This is a genomic window from Candidatus Uabimicrobium amorphum (genome assembly GCF_009002475.1).
Classification (GTDB): Bacteria; Planctomycetota; Uabimicrobiia; order Uabimicrobiales; family Uabimicrobiaceae; genus Uabimicrobium; species Uabimicrobium amorphum.
This window is the reverse complement of sequence record NZ_AP019860.1, coordinates 7,875,174-7,895,678: the sequence shown is the minus strand read 5'-3', so window position 1 is coordinate 7,895,678 and position 20,505 is coordinate 7,875,174. Positions and strand designations below refer to the sequence as shown.

At 39.7% G+C, this 20,505-nt stretch carries 14 protein-coding genes; 5 read left to right on the top strand and 9 right to left on the bottom strand.

Annotated elements, in window-relative coordinates:
* Position 1 precedes the first annotated feature (1 nt).
* Genes UABAM_RS27670 through cls form a run of 4 tightly spaced genes read right to left on the bottom strand, consistent with a single transcriptional unit; the run spans position 2 to position 6,104 of the window.
* Complete coding sequence (locus UABAM_RS27670; protein WP_151971232.1) at positions 2-1,048, bottom strand: hypothetical protein; 1,047 nt, start codon at positions 1,046-1,048, stop codon at positions 2-4.
* On the bottom strand, positions 1,049-4,288 hold the full coding sequence (locus UABAM_RS27665; protein ID WP_151971231.1) for a WD40 repeat domain-containing serine/threonine-protein kinase: 3,240 nt from the start codon (positions 4,286-4,288) through the stop codon (positions 1,049-1,051).
* Between the two features lie 4 nt (positions 4,289-4,292).
* On the bottom strand, positions 4,293-4,625 hold the full coding sequence (locus tag UABAM_RS27660; RefSeq protein WP_151971230.1) for a hypothetical protein: 333 nt from the start codon (positions 4,623-4,625) through the stop codon (positions 4,293-4,295).
* Positions 4,626-4,658: 33 nt separating this feature from the next.
* Positions 4,659-6,104: a cardiolipin synthase gene (gene cls, locus UABAM_RS27655; protein WP_151971229.1), complete on the bottom strand. Its 1,446-nt coding sequence runs from the start codon at positions 6,102-6,104 to the stop codon at positions 4,659-4,661.
* A 302-nt stretch (positions 6,105-6,406) separates the two neighbouring features.
* Here cls and UABAM_RS27650 point away from each other — a divergent pair, with 302 nt between their 5' ends.
* Positions 6,407-7,273: a cobalamin-dependent protein gene (locus UABAM_RS27650; protein WP_151971228.1), complete on the top strand. Its 867-nt coding sequence runs from the start codon at positions 6,407-6,409 to the stop codon at positions 7,271-7,273.
* A gap of 9 nt (positions 7,274-7,282) precedes the next feature.
* Positions 7,283-8,026, top strand: a complete 744-nt coding sequence (locus UABAM_RS27645) for a hypothetical protein (RefSeq protein WP_151971227.1) — start codon at positions 7,283-7,285, stop codon at positions 8,024-8,026.
* Between the two features lie 84 nt (positions 8,027-8,110).
* Here the strand turns inward: UABAM_RS27645 and UABAM_RS27640 are convergent, their stop codons facing one another.
* The 5 genes from UABAM_RS27640 to UABAM_RS27620 all read right to left on the bottom strand — a co-directional run bounded on the left by UABAM_RS27640 (position 8,111) and on the right by UABAM_RS27620 (position 15,890).
* Positions 8,111-11,062: a hypothetical protein gene (locus UABAM_RS27640; protein WP_151971226.1), complete on the bottom strand. Its 2,952-nt coding sequence runs from the start codon at positions 11,060-11,062 to the stop codon at positions 8,111-8,113.
* Positions 11,049-13,967: an FtsK/SpoIIIE domain-containing protein gene (locus UABAM_RS27635; protein ID WP_173013616.1), complete on the bottom strand. Its 2,919-nt coding sequence runs from the start codon at positions 13,965-13,967 to the stop codon at positions 11,049-11,051. The genes UABAM_RS27640 and UABAM_RS27635 overlap by 14 nt, the downstream gene beginning before the upstream one ends.
* A 13-nt stretch (positions 13,968-13,980) precedes the next feature.
* A complete protein-coding gene (locus UABAM_RS27630) occupies positions 13,981-14,340 on the bottom strand; it encodes a hypothetical protein (RefSeq protein ID WP_151971224.1) in 360 nt (119 codons plus the stop codon).
* Positions 14,341-14,365: 25 nt separating this feature from the next.
* A complete protein-coding gene (locus tag UABAM_RS27625) occupies positions 14,366-14,638 on the bottom strand; it encodes a WXG100 family type VII secretion target (RefSeq protein ID WP_151971223.1) in 273 nt (90 codons plus the stop codon).
* A 301-nt stretch (positions 14,639-14,939) separates the two neighbouring features.
* Positions 14,940-15,890, bottom strand: a complete 951-nt coding sequence (locus tag UABAM_RS27620) for a sigma 54-interacting transcriptional regulator (protein WP_151971222.1) — start codon at positions 15,888-15,890, stop codon at positions 14,940-14,942.
* 485 nt (positions 15,891-16,375) lie between these two features.
* Between UABAM_RS27620 and UABAM_RS27615 the strand changes: the two genes are divergently transcribed.
* The 3 genes from UABAM_RS27615 to UABAM_RS27605 are packed head-to-tail and all read left to right on the top strand — an operon-like array spanning position 16,376 to position 20,406.
* A complete protein-coding gene (locus tag UABAM_RS27615; RefSeq protein ID WP_173013615.1) occupies positions 16,376-18,103 on the top strand; it encodes an LTA synthase family protein in 1,728 nt (575 codons plus the stop codon).
* Positions 18,096-18,788 (top strand): phosphatase PAP2 family protein, encoded by a 693-nt coding sequence (locus UABAM_RS27610; protein WP_151971220.1) that lies wholly within the window; start codon positions 18,096-18,098, stop codon positions 18,786-18,788. The genes UABAM_RS27615 and UABAM_RS27610 overlap by 8 nt, the downstream gene beginning before the upstream one ends.
* Positions 18,760-20,406, top strand: coding sequence for an alpha-amylase family glycosyl hydrolase (locus tag UABAM_RS27605; RefSeq protein WP_151971219.1), 1,647 nt, complete (start codon positions 18,760-18,762; stop codon positions 20,404-20,406). The genes UABAM_RS27610 and UABAM_RS27605 overlap by 29 nt, the downstream gene beginning before the upstream one ends.
* Positions 20,407-20,505 lie beyond the last annotated feature (99 nt).

The window sequence follows — 20,505 nt, the reverse complement described above, 5'->3', positions numbered from 1 at the left end:
GTTATTTTTCCTCTCTTGTATAAAAACCTACAGCGTAAAGAGCATCGATGACAGTAACGCTAAGAGCCAATTTTGCGACAACGGTTAATCCCGAGCAATCAACGGCACATGGTAATGTTGCCATGCGAATGATGTCCATAGGGTTGACGTCACCTACTTCGGCCATCTCTGCGGCTTGATTTAGTTGATCTTTGCGTTGTACCATAATTACGTGATTTCTACCGTCTAAACTAGTGGGAAAGTCGAAGTCGACGATATTTTCCAGATCAATGTCAAAGTTGCGATCGCTAAATCCTCCTTTATATTTTAGAGAAAATGTTTTTGGCGAGATTTGCAAATTGTAAACAGTGGAGAGCGATCCTAGTCCTGCAAAAAGAATCAATAGGGTAATAAGTCCGAGAAAACTACAGATGGCGATTTTGCCTACAAAAAAATCGGCAACGGGTATGAAGGCGATAAATCCAAGAATACCACACAACACAAGGACTATATGTAAGTTACTCGCGAGATTACTGCCTTTTTTCCAGCATATATTTACATTGTCCCCCGCTGTGGTGGAGTCTATGTTGTTGCTGTAATTGTCACTTGTGTTTGTCAACACGACGCGTTGTGATATGGTGTCGTAAAAATTTTGTACGCGTGTTTCGTTGGTGGCGCTATGGACAATCCACGCATCACCATTGAGAAAATTTAGGTAAACTTCGTTGTTTTTTAAGGAGAAATCTTCGAGGTATTGGTAGGGAATTTCTGCGGTATCATTACCTCTAGTTACGATAACTTTTGCACTGTCGTTATCGAAAATGATGCTACGTGGATAACAGTCTTTTAAGAATATACCCCTTGCAAATCCAAGAGGTATAAGCCCCAATGACCATAGCGAGAAGTGCCATGCCACAGGAATGATATTATTTTCTTGTATGTGGTTCATCATCTTGGGTAACGCGATGACGCATATCGCGAGAAACAGCAACGTAATCGTCGGGAAATGGTTATTTTTTTTTACTAGAGTTAGTTTGTTTTGTGTGTAGTCTTCCATTGAATACGACATTTAGTTCTCCTTTTCTTTTTTACTCAGAAAATTGATAGCGTCTTGTGAGTGCGGGAGTTTGTAGATGAGAATATCTCCGTTAATAGAAGGCATGGCCACTTTTTCCCAATCGGGAAATAAAAATACTCCACTGCCTTTGAAGTAGCCGCTAAACAATTCGTATTTTTCTTTGGTTTTTCGATCGAACATGATTGTTTTTCGCGGTGTGGTAACAGCAAAATATCTCGCATCAGGGGCAAAAAATAGATGAACAATTTTATATGGATAATTATAAGTTTCACCGTGTTGCCATTTTTTATTTTCGTATAGCCAGGTATGGATAGTACCACTTGCTGTTACAGTAGCAAAAACTTTGCCGTTCTCATGCCAAATAATCTTACGTGCCAGATCTCTGCGATGAAAAGACTGAAAAACGTTTTTTTGCCCCTGTATATAGTTACCATTCCACAGTTCGATATGGCCATCATTGTAACTGCACGCCAACCATTTTTTGTTGGGACTTTCTTCTGTGCATAGAAAAATTCTATTCTTTGTAGGGATGCTTATATGTTCTTTTGTGACAATATCAACAATATGTAAACCTTTAAGATCATTGGCAAATATATGCTGGTTGTTCAATGAAAAGCTCATGTGTTTACTACGTCCACGTTGTAATTTTAGTAGTTGTTGCATGCTTTTTGTCGCCATATCCAAAACTAGCAACTCTCCGTTTTCCTGTAGATTTGCCAAATACCTTTCGTCATGACTAAAACGTAGACAAACAAAATCGTTTCTGTTCATAAAACTATGAATCAATGAGCATGGTTTGTTGCCTTCCCATAGCATAAAACGAAAGTGGAAGGGCTGCACAACATAAGTTCCTTTGGAACTAACTAATACCGGTTTTTGTACAACAAAGTTGGATTGTGCCGCGGCATTTTTCTTGCGAAAGTGTTGAAGTAATTCATGTGTGGATTTATGAGCAACGTATTCGCGCATATACTTTTGTCTCGTCCATCTCTGCAAAAAAAATTGCGTTGGGGTGCTGGAAAGCAATACGATATTTTGTGAGGCATCGAAAACTACTTTTCGTGGAGTCTCTTTGACTTTAAATTCTGATATTTTGCGAAATAACGAGTCCCATAGAATAACTTTTTTATCGAGACCACATGTACAAAAAAAGCGATGGTCGCTACTAAAAGTAATGTCTTGAATTTGATTTTCATGGGCAGTGAGAATCGTTTTTTGATGCGCGACAAAGTCGTATAAAAAGACACTTCCCATATGTTCGTTGTAAATAATGTGTCGTCCACTCGGACCAAATAATATGTTTTTAGGGCTGTCTCGCCAATCATTGGTATTTTTTTTGATAAATATTTTTTTGTTAAGGCTCCAAATAAACATACCTCCCCGCGCAACTCCTGCAATGAATTTGCTATCGCGACTCATCGCTACGTCACCTTTGATGCGTACAAGATCACCATTTTGCGCGTTAAATTCTTTGTTTTGCCCGTGAATGACCAGTCGATCGTCATTTTTGGCCGCAAGATACGCAAAATATTTTTCATTTGCGGAAATGATGAATTTTTTTAAGTAAGGTAGTCTTGTTGCGCGTTTCGATACCTGACGACGTTTGTTTGCGGCAAAATTCAAAAAAAAGATTTGGCCTTTGTCGATATAGTAAATTCCCGAAGCATCGTGTTTAAATTGAATAGGGCCCTCATCGCAAACTATCTTGAATAACGCATTGTGCGGTGTACAATCTATGCCATCTTTTATTTCCCAACATAATAAATATGCACGACCATGTTGTGGATGAGGTATGATTTCCGCCATGAGTTTTCCATTGGGAGAAAGCTGCAAAAACGAAGGGAAACGCTGTATGAGAGTTGATACGGGTATTTTAATTTTTTGTTGTGGAAATACGACGTTGGGTAAAATACTTTGCCCAAGCAAAATAATATTTTGCTGATATCGTTTGAGTTTCTCTTGTAAGCCTTTGTGTGCTTTGTTTTTTCTCATTTGCTGGTAGGCATTTTGTAGCTCTGAAAAAGCTTTTCGCAAAGGTTTTATCGCTTTGGTATGCTTTTTTAGGCTTATGCTGTTGGTGGCGATGGTCATGTGTGCGAATATCAAACTAACTTGTTTTTCCAAAGTAGTTTGTTGTTCTCTTTGTTGTGCACTGCGCAATTGGATATTTTGCATGAACAACACCAGAGATATTAAAGGCACTGCCACCAGAAAAAAAACTTGGACAGGATGACGAAAACAGTATTTTGTTATTTTGGTAATAACACCTGCTGGTCTTGTTTTTATCGGGAGATGCTTTTGTACACGCTCTATTTCTTGACGTAATTCTCGTACGCGTTGATAACGATGTTCGCGTTTGGTTTGAATGCAATGCATACACACGACTTCGAGATCTTTGTTCACTCGTGGATTTATAAGAGATGGGCTGGGAGGGTCTGTATTCATAATGGCAAAAAATAATCCGAGAACCTCATCCTCTTCATAAGGAAGGCGTCCGGTGAGCATTTGATAGAGAATAACACCCAAGGCATAGATGTCACTGCGTTTATCAGCTTTTTGCCCGCGGATGATTTCAGGTGCCATATAACGCGGAGTTCCCATAATGTTTCCGGTTTTCTGCAACGTATAGTTGGTGTCTAACTGTCGTGCAATACCAAAGTCCATGACCTTGACACCATTCTTACTGAGCATGATGTTCTCTGGTTTAATGTCACGATGTATGACTTGGTTTTGGTGCGCGTACTCTATTGCTTGGCATATTTGGTGAAATATATCCAAGTATTCGTTTTCGCTCCTTTGCACCTTTAGCCACTTTTGCAGGGTGATTCCTTCGACGAGTTCCATCGACAAAAAACATTGAGGAAACGTTCCCGTGTCATATACCGTGACAATATTTGGGTGTTGTAAGCGCGCCATCGCGGCCGCTTCTTCTTGGAAATGCACAGGCGTTTCGCTGTCATTTTTGGCCACAATTTTGACAGCGCAGTAACGTTTCAATAAAACATCTCGCGCTTTGTAAACTATGGCCATACCACCATGTCCCAACTCGGAAATAATCTTGTAACGTATGGGAAAGATGTCTTTGGTGACGGCAACAGACCAGTGTTGCGCGTCTGTTGAAATCATGTAGCTGTCATCTAGTTGGTTTTGTTGAAAAAAATGGGCAATTTGCTCACTTGTATATGGTCCGTGGTGTTGAGGCTGGTTTTTCTTTTTGACATAATAATGCATTGTTTTACTCGGGATAAACTAAGTCAAAATGCGGATCTCCTGTGATAGGCCACAGTACTAAAAAGTGGTGGATCAAGTCCGAGAATACTAGACATATGCCACTAATTACCAGCAGGTAGAATAAATTATTTTTTTTGCGGCGTATAAAAAAAGCCCACAGGAGCAACAAAACACCGATGTAACCATGGTGGATGCGAATACCGAATGTGATTTTCGCAATGAATTTTGTGTCTTTTGAAGAGGCCATATTAAATCCAAAGCGAAATAGGCAAGTGATTGCTTCTACGATTATTGTAGATACTATACTCAAACGTAGCCAGTGTTTTTGTAGGTACATTGTATTTCCCTTTTTATTTCAAAATGTAGTGGTTCATAGTAAAGGTGAAAATAACCGTGCAATGGAATAAAAAATGCGCGATGAGTAGCGCATGTGTTGATAATCATGTAAATTTATGCGGTGTGCTTCTTTTAAATCATAGCAAAACTGCTGTGCCAGTTCTTCGACAAATTCTTTTTGATAGACAAAGGCATTGATTTCGAAATTTAGTTTAAACGAGCGTATATCCATGTTTGTAGAGCCAATGGTTCCCATCCAGTTATCAATAACAAGCGTTTTCGCATGTATGTAGCCCTTTTTGTATTCGTAAATTTTGACACCGGCACGTAGCAATTCGCGATAGTAGGAACGCGTAGCACCACCTATAAATAAATTGTCGCTTTTTTTAGGTAATAGTATGCGCACATCTATTCCGCGAAGAGCAGCGGTTATGATAACCTCTTTTATCGTGGCATCAGGAATGAAATATGGCGAAGTGATCCACACACGCTCTTCGGCGAAGGCAATTGCCTGAAAATATATGCGGAAAATAGTGGACCAACGGCTATTGGGACCTGAAGGCGCAATATCAACAATGGCGTTTCCCTGACGTTGTTGTGTTGTGGGAAAGTATCGCTGTTGATCTAGCACTTCCTTTGTTGTCATAAACCAGCTTTCCACAAAAGTTTGTTGCATACATAATACTGCCGGGCCACAAATTTTAATATGTGTGTCGCGCCAATGCCCGTAGCTCGGAGATAATCCGAGGTGTTCTTTTCCGACATTTATTCCTCCGGTAAACCCCACGCGTCCATCGATAATGACCATTTTGCGATGATTGCGAAAATCAATGCGATCGTTGCGTTTACCAAATGACATAATGGCTGGTTTAAACGGGTATGCGTACCCACCAAGGTCTAGAAGTGGTTGCCAAAAAGATGTGGTCAGTGCGGAACTTCCAATCGCATCGTATAGGACACGTACTTCCACACCTTGGCTCTGTTTTTCACACAGTAAATCGCGTAACGCCACGCCTATTTCATCTGGTTGAATAATATAAAATTCAAGGTGTATATGCGCTTTGGCATTTTGGATCGCCTCGTTGATGGCCTGGTATGTTTTTTGGCCGTTGAGTAAAATTTGACAGGTATTGCCCGAACACGCGGGTAGGCTGTCGGCTTGCTCGGCTAGTTTAATCAGGGCATAGGTACGGTAGGGCAGTTTGTTATTTTGGTAAAGTTGATTGACATTTGTGGATATGTTGTACTTGGCGAGTGATATGGAAACTGTTTCATAAGCGAACTGCGCTTTTTTTTGTATAAATCTCATTCGCGTTGGACCAAAGAGTAAATAAGTAAAAAGTCCAAAAACAGGAACAAATATTAGAAACAATAACCATGCCAAAGTGGATGTCGGATTGCGGTCTTCAAGAAGTAAAATACCAAAAATCACAAAAATATGTAAAAATACCAATACGATATACATGTAATGCACCAACATAATTTTTTCCTAGTCTACCGGAATGAATGCGTGTCGTAAAAGAAATTGTATGTCTCTATCTTCTGATGCAATAGAGAATTGCATAAATTTTACTCCGGTAATTTTCAGCGATAGAATCCATTTTTGCGCCAGATTTATCATACAAAAAACCGAAAATATAAACCATGACAATCATTTAATTTACAAAATTTTTGCAAAAAGAATGATATATTCTACAAATTGTGCTAATATATGTTGTATATTATTATATGTTTTGTTAGAGAACTAACAACGTGTCCTATAAAAAGCTGAAGGAAAAATAAATGAATCATGAGACCCAAGGTCTACAGAAACGTTATTTGGAAACTTTAGTACAGGGAAATGCAGATGCTTGTTCTAAAGTTATCAGCGATGCACTTGAGAAGGGACTTAGTTTAGCGCATATATACTGTGATGTAATTGCACCATCGCAAGCAAAAATGGGTGCGTTGTGGCTTGATGGCGAAATCAACATCGCCCAAGAACATCTTGCTACAATGATTACCTTGCAAGAAATGGCACGTTTACGAAGTGTTTTTGAACCCAAAAAATTACATGGGCTGCAGGCCGTTGTTGCTGTCGCGGAGAAAGATCTTCACGTGATCGGCGCACAGATGGTCGCTGACCTTTTATATATAAATGGTTGGAAAGTGGATTTTTTAGGTGCAAATGTGCCTAGCAGGGACTTAGTGGACTTTGTTCGAAAAAAAGAACCTCATGTGGTGGCGCTTTCTGTTTCTTTGCCAGAGAGTGTACCATTGGTAAAAAAAGCAATTATACAAATGAGAAAGTTTGATGATAGCCCTCGAATTATCGTTGGCGGGCTGGCCATCGACCCAAATTTTGTAGAGGACCTAGATGTCGAGGTAATACAGAGCGCACAGCAAATTGTGGAAACGCTCAATCAAAATGTGCAGCCTATTTCATTAGGTGACTATTTGAAAAAAATCGGCAAACAGATTCAATTTTTGCGCAAAAAGAACAAACAAAGTCAGCAAGAGTTAGCGAATGCTTGTGGTTTAGACCGCACCTATATCAGTGCTGTCGAGCATGGTAAACAAAATATTACCATTGGTGCTCTACACAAAATTTCAGGAGCGCTAGATATACCAATCAATGAATTCTTGAATAAAGTGCACAATACGCTGTAGGAAACAGTTTTGATACTAACAAACCAATTTATTTTCTTACATATGTTTCGTAGTGGTGGTACAACGGTAAATAACGTACTGATCGAACATATGGACGGAACTATGCTAGGCTACCATCGAGCGCGTAAAGAGATACCGGCAGAGTTAAGAACTTTGCCACTGATTGGCACCATACGTAATCCATGGGATTGGTACGTTTCCGTTTATCATCACGCGATTAATTTTAGTTACCCAAAGGGAGCAAATACCTTTTTGAATTGGCTAGTCGACTTTCACAAGATGTCTTTTAAAGAGGTAATGCTGTACCTATTACGTGTAAAAGAAGTTCCCCATTATCAAAAAACCATAAGGTATTTTCCCGATGTGTATGAATGGAATACGATAAAATTAGATAATATTACAAAAGCAGATTACATAAGCTATCACAATTCTGGTATGTCATTTTGGTCATGGTTGATAGAACATATGTATTCAATCGAGGGAAAAATTGATGGAGTTTCGTGGTGTAAGACCAGTGAATTGCACCGTGAATTTTATACAGTACTCGAATCGTTTGTTGGGGAAAAGCCCGAAATAAAAAAGTTGTTGTCCACACAACGTTTAAATGCGATGACAGGTTACAACTCCTATTTACGTAAAAATGTTGCTGTTCCAAGAAAGAAAAACTACCGGTACTATTACGATGACGAATTGCGCGAACATGTGTATGAAAAAGACTACAAATATATACAATATTTTGGTTTTGTATTTTAACTAGTGACGGTAGTCGTAATTGTAGGTGACAATTACGACTATCTTATTTATCATTCCATCCACGATTTTGTGCGGCAAACACACCTATTTGTTTTTTTTCTGTGAAAACTTTAAGTCAAACCTCTTTATCTTCAATAAAAAATCCACCACAATACTGAGAATTTTGCGGCCATCTTTACTTAAGTGTAAAGGGTTATACGTAAACATCAAACCGCGAACTTCTTTGTTCACACTGTGAGACAAAATTGTATATCCTTGATGGTTTCCTGCATAAGGAATCCAGGCGTCGGGATAAGGCGAGGTGACGAAAAATGTATCGAACTGCTTTTGTACGGAAAAGCGTTGATTGATATCTCCCAAAAAGCCAGATGCCATACTAATGACACGGTGATTTTCCGTACTGTGTTGTTGCCACGCGCCCCCGAGCACCTCACCGCAATTATACAGCAATAACACTTTGGTTCCTTGTGAGATAAACTCTTGGATGCGTTCTTGGGATATGGCTTTTTTTTCGGCAACGACGATTAGATTTACTTCGGGAATGGCTTCGATGCTATGAACCATTTTGATATTGTGATATCCGAGTTCTTGTAGTAGTTTTTTTATCATCAACTCTTGGCCAGAAAATGTGTGGATTAATGCAATCTGGGCCTGTTTTCGTTGATGAGCTAGTAAAATTTGCAGTGCTTTTTGCGCAGCGGAATTTTCTATTTGGGCAATGCACTTTACTGCGGAAATAATTTTGTAGCGCACACTATATTTTACTAATATTTTTTTACGCATGGTGGGCGATTTGGTTTGCGCTATTTTTTTCCACAACGGAAAGTAATTCTTGTAGAGAGTTTTTAGGGCAACTGCCGCTTCTTTTCGTACCGCGTAATGTGTTGAAGTGCAGAGCAGTATTAGCAAATTGTCAATACTGTTTTTGTCGTTCATTGTAGTGAGAGCTTGAATTATTTTTATTTGTACGGGTTTCATCTTCACCAAAAGCATGTTACTTCGCAGATAACCTTTTGTTGGTAAATGCATTATTTTTGCCAAACCATACAAAACAATTTCGCGAGACTTTGCGTCTGATTTTTTGGCGATATTCACAAAGTGCCCCGCCACTTTTTCCTTTTGGTCTTCATAGCGTTTGGCGAGAATGACAAGTGCTTTTGTGACAACTTTCCGTTTCGGAGTTGGTAATTCAATAGTTAGCAAGTTCAGAATCTTATCTACCCAGGTATCTTCTCCATGTAGAGAGAAATATTCGATTGCCTCATCGTGTTTTTTCCCCTGATCATGATAGAAAGAAAAGACCATCTGCCAATGTTGTTGGCGTTGCGGTTCAACAACCTTTAGTTGTTTTAATGCTGCCGCAGCTGTTTGGCGTGGTTTTGCCTTTACTAATATTTGCAATACCTTTTTATTAAAATGCGGAATTTCACTAAGTGTGGTACTTTTTTGAATAAAAATTGCCGCAAATTTATGATCGGGAAATATTTGTGACACGCGCTGCCAATTTTGTTGTTGGATAAGTTGTTCTTTGTAACGCGAATTATATTTCTCCATTTGTGGGGCATCGCGGTACTTTTGGTAAATGGTGAATAGCGTATCTTCCGCAGCTACTTTTAACTGTGGATGTTCACGATATTTTTCTAAAATATCGAGATGATGAAAATTGAGCTCGCGTTGCGAGTGACTTTTGAGATGCCCAGCGTGGTGGATGAACGAACTTCCCCATATATAGGTAACTGTCGCCATGAAAATACCCAGCACAATGATCCCTGTGGTATAATGGTACTGTTTGCGCAAATCGCAAAATTGTTTTAAGACATGTTGCTTCATGATTGCGTTGCTGTAGGGAGTGACGGAAAGTTGTTTTGTTAGAGTAAAAATCGCCACGGCAACAGCGGTGAGTGCAAAGCTAATCAGTAGGGCAAATGGCGTAGAAATATTGTAAAAAGAAGCGATGTGCTCTATGGGAGTTTGTGGCAATAAAAAAGAGATGTCTTTTATCAATGAGTAGCCACTTATCGCGAGCATGCAAATAAGGATAAATGGTATACAAGCACCTAAAGCGAGTAAACGTTTTTTCGATAAGAAGGTGATCGCTTGTGTACAAAGTTCTTTTTCTTTTTCACACTCTTTTTGCAACTGAGTTTTTGTGTGTAAAAGACGCTGTTGTTCTTGGACAATCTCGTCTTGCCAAACAGGTAAAGAAACCGCAAGTATTTTTTGGGTATCGTCCATTTGCGCATTGGCAACACGATAATCGAGCGCCGCGGAACTTTCATTGAAGAAGAAGCTTTTTTCTACTTTCTGAAAATCCTCAAGCAATTCTTGTGCATTCTGTGGCTTGTGGGTTAGCAGAAGTGGGTAGTCTACGGCGGCGATCGTGGTGATAAAGTTTTGCAGTTTATCGTTTGTGTCCTGTAAGTGCTCAGTGAGTTGTTGTTGTTTGCGGATCGAAATTTCTTGCGCTTTTTCTAGTTTTCCTAGCAACTGCGTCATCGTTGCGTCTAAAATAGGCAGTGTTTCTTCGTCTATTTCGCGTAACATATTCTCTATTAAATCGAGATCATGGCGTATTTCTTTCCACAGTTCTGGGGCATATAGCTCCAGGTTATTGCTGTCGTATAGAGCAAATTTTTCGGCGAAATATAAAATTTGTTCGCGTATGTTTTGTCGTAGTCGTTGCTGCTCTTCTATTTTTTGCTGTTGTTGTTGTGCCTTATCTTTGGAAGAAGCAAGTAACAATGGAAGGGATTCGCGTACCGCAGTAGAAAGAACATTTTGGCTGTTTGTTGCGATATTTTTTAATACTGCTAATTTTTTATCATCGATTTCGTTTTGCAACATTTCTTCGATACGTGTAATGTTACGCAAAATGGTTTCATAGCGTTTGCTGTCGTTTTTTTGCAGAATTTCAAGGTCACAAACCTGCAAGGTATGGAAAAATTTGTGTAGCAGTTGTTGTACTTTGGTCACACGAGAAGCGTCAACATGCGGCGCGGACAAGGTATCGATTTTTTCTGGGCTATATATTATCATGATTTGTACCTAATTTATCAAACAGCGTTTCTATCCACTTTTTGTTGGGAAATTCATAAGGGCAAAATTTTTCTAACTCCGCGCTGTGTTCTTCGTTATACACAACGGCGCGATTTGCATCGAGTTTACTCGCGAGTATGGAATCGAGAATGGCCGAAGAGTCCATGGCATTCATCTGTAATGTGACGCGTATATCAAATTCTTTCAGTGATTGACTGAGAATCTTATTCATATTTGCTTTGGTGTCGCAATGTATAAATGAGTGCACCCCTACGTCGGGTCCTTCTTCTAAGATAGTGGTGAATTTTTTTGTCTCTTCCGGAGGTGACCAAGAATCGGGAGCGTAGAGGTCCCGCGCACGCTGTAAACCAATAAAGAACAAGTAGACTTTTTCGTCGTTGCGTTCCATAGTTTCCTGTTGCAATCTTTCATCAACAATGGCGTGAATTTCGTTTACCATTTCTACACAAGCACGGCGATTTTTTTCCATTTTCATCAAAGAGAAAGGCGAATTTTTGCTGCTGACCACTACATCGAGTGCACTTTGCCATGCGGTGTCGGTAGTCCCCAAATTGATAATGTAAAATTTTGTTTTTTGTGGGCAACTTTGTGCCATAACACTCAGCATCGCACTTAGGAAGATTCCGAGTATTCTTTCTTCGTTTTGCCCCATAAACAAAATATTGGCACCTGTTTGTTGTTGCAAAAGAATGTGTGTGTGTTCGTCTTTCATCGCAATGGGTTGTCCAAGCCATATTTTTATTTTGCTACGGTCAACTTCGCTACTCTCTAGTACTTTTTGCAAAGATTTATTATCAATGATATTTGCCAGGGTGTCACCTTCAAATAACACTGTCTCGCAGCGAAATGGCGCTTCGTTGTGTATTTTTTGCAAATACTCTTCCATAATATGATCTTCTAGCCAAAACGTTTGAAAAACGCTGTTGCCTTCCACAAGACCATTGGCGTCGTTGTAAATTCCCTCTCCTGGACGACTGAGATGTTTTGCCGCGGGGTTGTTGTCTCCGAGTATGGATCGCGAATCACCGTCGCTACATTGTAGGGCAATACGAATGGCAATTTGATTGGTAATCGCCAGTGGTAAACTACCCGAGCCACTTAATGATTGGCTAGAAAGTACAATGTGTATACCGGCACTTCTACCTTTGCGTACTAGTCTCTCCAGTATGTTGCGTGCCTGCATGGCCAATTGATCTTCTTCGGTAAAGAATTCTTGGAATTCATCGACCACTAACAAAATGCGCGGTAAGCTTTTTCCTTGCTTGTTGCGATATTCGGTGATGTTTTTTACCTTGTGCGGACGAAATAGCTCATCGCCGCGATAGGTCAATTCTTCGTCAAGGCCCTTTAGTACACTAATGCCAAATTCTCTCTCACTTTGTATTGCAATTACTTTCGCGTGCGGCAAAATAGGATCGGCGTATTTTTTGAATTCGACACCTTCTTTAAAGTCTATGAGATACAGTTGTATTTCTTCGGGGGAGTATGCAATCGCAGCTCCAAGAATTAGGATATTGAGAAGAGTACTTTTGCCCGAGCCGGTTTTTCCCACCATAAGTGCATGATGGGTTAGTCCTTTACCTACGGAAAAATATAGTTCATTGCGTCCAGACTTTCCGATAGGAATCTGTACATGATTTCGCGAATCTTTTTGCCACCACTGCGGGTACAAACGGGCCACAAATTTTTCGTAAGGAACGGTTACATGGCTTGCCGCATTGTACGTTTCTTTTACTTTGTGTACTATGTCGTTGAATCTTTGTGGCGGAGGAGGGCTTTCTAGTGAAATCTTTGTTTTCTTGCCCTGCTGAACGATTACTGTTTCGTTTTTTGATTTCTTATCGCAAAATACATGACACACTTTTTCCAAATCTTCGCTGGAAAAGTTATGTGGCATTTTTTTCGAGGGGTCGAGATGTATGATCACATACATACCACTTTTCGGACCGTTTTGCGCTAAACTGAGTAGACGTTGTGCTGCGTAGGTACTAAAATTTGTAGGAAAATTGGCGACAACAACAACACGATAAGGCTCTGCGACCTCTGCAGCGGCTTCGTTGTATTCCTCCATGGATTTATATTGGTTAAGTAGATATTTTTGGATAATGTTTTCCATATGTTCGCACAATTCACCCAGTCTCTCTTCGATTTTTTGAGGATCTGACCAAATCTTTCCACTCACGGCTTCTTCTGGTAGATGCATAAAACCCGCGAAATTGGACCCCACACCTACAGGGTCTATCATCAAAAAGCGTAGGCGTGCTGGAGGAAGAGAAACCAGTAAACGTAGAGAAATATTTTGCAGCGTGTCAATCGCTGTGGCGTATTGTTGTGATTTAATGAGGACGTTCTTATTCCCCAAGATATCCAAGCTGAGTGGTATGGTGATGGTTTCATCACTGTGTGAAATTTCCTCGGTACCTACGCGTGTGAGTGGTAGAGAATCGAATTCTTGCAAAGGTGTATAGTTATCCCAAACATCGCGACGTTCCCATGGACAAACTCCATACTGGTCGTCGCCGATACATTGCAGTAGATGTTCTTTGTTTTCTTCGTATTTGCGGAGGGGGTCTTGTTGTGGCTGTGATTGCGTTTGCGTCTGTGACTGTGGCTGTGACTGTGGTGTCTGAGTCTGTTCTTTTTTTGAGGAATTTTCCGCTGCTGTGAAGGTGAGTGCAGGAGAGGCAAGTACCATATCGCGTAGTTGCTGGATTTGCTGTTCAACTTGCGAAGCGGTCGCTTCATCTTTGGCAATTCCCATGTCGGGAATGGAGTGTAAATTATTGCTGAGTATATCAGAATGCTGCTGCTCAATAAGTTGTTTTGTTGCATTGAGTTTTTGTAAAAGCTCTCGAAATTTCTGTAGGAGTTGTTTTTCCGCCATTATGCACCTGCGGCTATCTAGCAAAAGAGGTAATTGTTTGCTGTTCATCAGAGGAGCGTAGTTGTGCTTCCTTGGCTTCTTTATCTTGTATTTGCTGTTCAATTTTTTTTAGTTGCGTGGCAACAAAATTGGTATCTTCGGGTACGGTAATCTCATTGTTGAGTACCTGAAAACGGAATCGGAAAAATAGTAGCAAACGATGACTTGCCGAAGAAAGCACAACTCCCCGAATAAATCCATAAACGCAAAGTAGTATTACTGTCGTAAAGACAAGTGCAAAAATGACGAGTGTGGTATACAAAGTTCCCCAAAAAATTATGGCGCCACAAAGTAGTATTGTGGTTAGTATAAAAAGGTATTTGGTTTTTGTCATTTTGCTCTGGTTAATAAAGAAATGTTTATTTTTGTTGTAAATACTTTTCTGCTGCTTCTGCTTTGCGAACTAAAAATTGTGAATACTTTTCTGTTGCTTCGAGTAATTTTTGTATAGGTTGCATTGCTTGAGTAAATTCTTCGGAGAATTTTTGGTGTTCTTGGTCACGCCATGTGGTAGCTAGTTGACGCGCGTGACTATTCATTTTTGCGCTCATTTCTTTTAAGTTAGAATCAAATTGTTTGAGATGTGCACAAAATTTACGCAATTCTTCTGGTTTAACAATAGCTTGTGGCATAATATTTCTCCAAAATCGGATTTTATGTGATTCGAAAAATAGATAACTCGATCCCGAACCCGCTCCCGATCCCGTTCCCGAAAATTAAAAAACAAAGATCTTATCTTTGGGTGAAGGCTTATAGAATCAATAAGTTATCGTGCTTGTTATACTTGATAAAGTAACCAAGAACTTTTTTTCGGGAACAGGTTCGGGATCAGGAACGTTTTCTGTAACTTGTTAAAAAAAGTCGAAAACTGTGAAATATATATTAAATATTTTGCATTGTCTTTCTGCAAAAAGTCAACACAAAAATAGCTTTCTATGAAGAAACACCTATTTTGTAGTACAAACAGCGACGCGAAATACCTAAAAGACCGGCGGCTTTGCTCTTATTTCCTTCCACCATTTTTAATGTTTGTTGTATATAACGATTTTCAAATTCCACAACCGCTTGCTTTAGCGTACGATATTGACGATGGTTTTTACCTGTAATTTGTGGGGATAAGTCGCCACAAGTAATACAGTTTCCTGCTTTTTTCAGAGCGACAATTCGTGAAATTTCATGATGTAGTTGGCGAATATTCCCTGGCCAATGGTAGTTAATGAGTAAGTTCTGTGCTTCATGGTCGATTGCGTGGATATTTTTTTGTTTTGCTATAGGAATCGTTTGCAAAAAATTTTCGATGAGTAAAGGGATATCTTCTTTTCTCTTTCTAAGAGGAAGTAAATGAAGTTCAATTCCCTGTAAACGGTATAGGAGATCTTCGCGGAATAATTTGGTTTGTACAAGGCATCTCAGTGATTTATTGGTGGCACAGATTAAACGAAAATTGGTGTTTTCCCATACACAGCTACCGATTTTTCTCACGGCCTTTTTTTCAAGAGCACACAATAGCTTTGTCTGCATCGTCATGGGCATATCTCCGACTTCGTCGAGAAAGAGAGTTCCATTATTTGCCGCAAGGAGTAGACCGTTCTTTTGGATATTCGCACCGGTGAAGGCCCCTTTGTTATAGCCGAAAAGTTCGCTTTCCAGAAGCGTTTCGCTAAAAGCCGCACAGTTTTCAGAAACAAATTCGCCACGGACATTACTCATCAAATGAATTTCACGTGCAAGAATGCTTTTCCCGGTTCCACTTTCACCGGTAATGATAATGGGAATGTTTGATTGTGATGCTTGGATGGCAAGGTCAAAAATTTGGTGCATCTCATCGTTACATGAAACAACATTTCCCAAGGATTGGTTACGCGTTTTTTTGCTCTTCGTCATCAAAAACCTCCTGAAAAATTTTTCACTTTTGTCTTAGCCTGTATGCAATATATCACACACTTCGACAAAACAGCCTCGCGACAGATTTTTTTCGATAGAGATGGACACCATATTTTCTGTATGCTAACATGAATCCAAATATTGTCTGAATTTGCCTTCTTGTATAACAAAGGCGCTATGAACTCTAAATTTAGTAAGGACATAAATTGTTATTTGCAGATTTTAAAAAAGTTTTTCGCATGTTTTTATTTTTGGTCGCTGCGAATGTGATCTTTTTTACAATAATGCGTGTAGCTTTTTACATATACAATTACGAAAATAGTTCCTTTTACAACACTATTTATGCGTATTATGTCGGTTTTAAATTCGATCTTCGCTTGACCCTCTTTCTCAACTTGCCCTTGTTTCTACTGAGTGTCGTGTATAATAAACTTAGCCCCTTTGATAATAAATATGCACGGCTATTTTGGTTGTGGTATTTGGTTGTGGTCAATTTTTTGGTATTGATCATCTTTATCATTGATTTTGGTTTTTATGACTACTTGGGAAACCGTCTGACGGCTGTGGTTCTTCGATTCTTTTACAACCCTGAAATTTCTTGGGGGATGGTGACGAGTAGCTATCCTTTTGCCATTATACTAAGCATCGTTTTCTTTTTTTTGGGACTTTTTTTGTTTGGCTACCGTTATGTTTTGGAGTTTATTCATCGTGACGATTCGCAAATGCCCATGAAAAAATCAATCGCTATCTTTCTCGGAACGTTGCTATTTTCCTTTGCGGGTATATACGCCAAATTTAGTCGTTATCCTCTGTTTTGGAGCGACGCATATTTTTCTTCCAATTCCTTCGTATCCAATACCGCACTCAATCCCGTACTTTTATTTTTCGAGTCTTGTCTTCGCGAAGATCCCGATTATGACGAGAACGAGTTGCAAAAAAATTACGAGGTGGTTAGTGAATATCTAGGAGTAAAGGACAAAAAAGACCTGAATTTTACACGTAGTGTAACGGCCAATACTCAAAATCGTTATCCCAACTTAGTCATTGTTTTTATGGAGTCGCTGGCTTTCCATTTCACGAGTTTATCTGGTAATCCTTTGCGACCTACACCAAATTTTGACGCGCTAACGAAGAAGTCTATTTATTTTGAACGTTTTTATACGCCGCACCGCAATACGGCACGGTCTATTTTTACGACAATTACAGGGTTACCTGACATCGGAATGGTGCGCTCCACTTCGCGTAACCCAATGCTCGTTAAGCAGCATACAATTCTCAATGATTTTCACAACTACAATAAATACTACTTTGTTGGTGGAAGTGCTAACTGGGGAAATATTCGTGGGATATTAGCAAACAATATTAAAGACTTGCAGTTATATGAAGAACACATGTATGAGTCGCCCAATTTTGATGTGTGGGGAATTAGCGACTTACATTTGTTTGAGGAATTTATCAAAACAATAAAAAGAAAGTCAGCGGATAAGCCTTTTGTTGCTTTTATTCAAACGGCAGGAAACCATAGTCCGTTTCGCATTCCTCCAGACAATCGTGGTTTTGTTAAAAAAGATTTGCCTACGGACGAAGTGCGTCGGTATTGTTTTCGTAGAGTCAAGGAATACAACTCCCTGCGTTTTCTCGACCATAGTTTGGGAGTATTTTTGCAGCAAATTGAAGACCCGTTTTTCGACAATACGATTTTTTGCTTTTTCGGCGACCATGGCAAGAGAGTTCACACCCCAGAAGGTGTTCCACATATGCATAAATCAGCGCACGGATTGGGTTTGACACAATATCGCGTACCTATGGTAATTTACGCACCAAAAATTATAAAGCCCTTTGTTTACAAAGAGGTGGCAAGCCAAGTAGACATTCTACCAACTTTGGCAAGCTTTACGTCAGTTTCCTACGTAAACAAGGGATTAGGACGCAATTTGTTCGATAATAGTTTCCGCGATCGTTATGCATTTACACTGAACTACAGTGCGCATGAAATAGGCCTGATGGGAAAAAACTTTTACTTTTTAGCTTCTATTAACGGTGAAAAACAACGCTTTTATGATATAACAAGCCCTGGCCCGCTAAAGGATATCAAAAATTTACATCCGGAGAAGTTTACAAAATTCAAACAACATTGTTTTGGCCTCTACCAGTTTTCCAAATATATGCGCGTTAAGAATAACGCGATGAAACAAAGAGAAAAACATGAATAAAAAAGTCAGCATAGTTTGCGGAATATTGCTATGCCTATACATTTTGATGTCGACGAATATCGACTTAGGACTCTCTCATTTTTTCTTTGATGGGGAAAATTTTAGCGAAAGTCCAGCATACGTTTTTATGCGTGATAGCGCGAAAACAACAAAAAACTTTTATTTGGTGATGAGTATTGTACTGTTTACTCTAAGTCTATTTTTGGCGAAATGGAAAAATTATCGCGTGGCAATGCTCATCATATTGGTGGCTCCTATGTTTAGCTATCATGTTCTACACAAATCCATCAAAACAACGTGGCAAAGACCACGACCAAACAACGTAAAAGATTTTGGCGGAAAATATCCATTTCAACCTTTTTATGCGATGAATTTCCAGGGGAAAGGTAACCACAATAGTTTTCCTTCTAGTCATTGCGCAAAGGGTTTTGAATACATTTCTTTGTGTTTTGTGGGGGTTGTATACCGGCATACTCTGATGTTTTACACCGGTGTATTCCTGACCATTGTATTTGGTTTTTTTCAGATGATGGCTTCCGTTGCTGTGGGGCGGCATTTCTTTTCTGACACACTATATCCTCCGCTACAAATTCTTGTAATGTGTTATATATTCTGGAAAATTTTTACGTATATCGAAAACTATCTAAAGGATCACTATGGAAAAAATTCAGACACTGTGGCGTGAACTATATAAAAATAGTGAAGAGCAAGTTCTCGACGAATTGCAATCGTATTTGCGCGACCAAAAAAAATCTAATTTTGCGAAGTATGACGATGAACAGTGGTATCAAAAAGCGGTGGTGTACTCGCTATATGTGCAGTTTTTTGACCGTACGATAGAAGGTTTAAAAAAGCGTCTACCTTATTTGCAAGACTTGGGGGTAAATTGCCTGTGGCTTCTACCGGTTTTGGAATCTCCGATGTGCGATGCCGGCTATGATGTCTCAGACTACATGTCGATTCGCAGCGACTTGGTCGAAAATAAAACGCAAAGTAAACAGGAACGCCTAGATGTATTTCGCGATTTTATCACCGCGGCACATGAGCATGGCATTCGTATTGTGATTGATGTTGTGTTAAATCATTCATCCAGCGAGCATCGTTTTTTTCAACAAGCGATCCAAGACCGCAATTCGGAGTACCACGATTACTATGTGTGGAGTGATACGGGTAAAGAATATCCACAAACACGCATTATCTTCGAAGGCTTATGTACCAGTAACTGGGAGTATAGCTCTAATGTAAATCGTTACTATTTACACCGCTTTTACCCACAACAACCCGATTGGAACTATCGCAATCCAAAAGTGCTGTTGCATATTTTGCGTATTTTTGTTTTTTGGAAACAGTTTGGAATAGACGGTTTTCGACTCGATGCGACTCCGTTTTTATGGAAAGAAGAAGGAACCAACTGCGAAAGTTTGCCGCAGTGTCACACCATTCTCAAAATAATTCGCGCTGTTTTGGATTACTTAGAACCGGGAACATTACTCCTCGCCGAAGCATGCCAACCGACATCACAAACTGTCGCATATTTTGCGGAGGGAGATGAGTGCCATGCTGCGTACCACTTCCCCCTAATGCCGAAAATTTTTCTGTCACTCGCCAAACAAAACCCGCGCTATATAAGCGATATTTGGCAACAAACACAGCAAATTCCATCGGCGTGTCAGTGGTTTGTGTTTTTGCGTTGCCACGACGAGTTGACATTAGAAATGAGTAGTTCGCAAGAACGATCACTACTCTATGAACACTATTGCAAAAACCCACAGTGGAATTTCCGCAATAAAAATGGAATTTCTGCACGTTTGAGCGACCTACTAGACAAAGATCCACGCCAAATAAAATTAGCGTTTACCATATTGGCAACATTACCTGGTACGCCGGTCATTTATTATGGGGATGAAATTGCCATGCAAAATGACAATGTGTTCTACGAAGAAATGATCGAACACACCGGATATGCAGATACTCGTAATTTGTGTCGTAATCGCATGGATTGGCAGCAAGCACAAAACGCTTTAGAAAATGCACAAACGCTGGAGCACCAGGTGCATACTTACTTACGCAATTTGTTACAAATACGCCAGCAATGCGATTGTTTTTTCCAGCACAATGTACAATTTGTGGACCTTAGTGATGCTAGTGAAAAATTACTAGTCTATGACCGAGCAGGAACAAAATCTTGTCGCGTAGTTCACAACTTGGGGGAAGAACCAGTGGCGTTTTGCTGTGATGATATGATTACAGGCAGTAAGATCGAAGTTTTGCAAGCATATCAAAGTGTGATTGTTGAGTTGTAAATAGGTATAGAAATATGCTATTGTGCGAAGCCGATTGAGGGGGCATCGCACAATAGCATATTTCTATACTACAAGAGAACAATCTCTCTAACAGTCAGG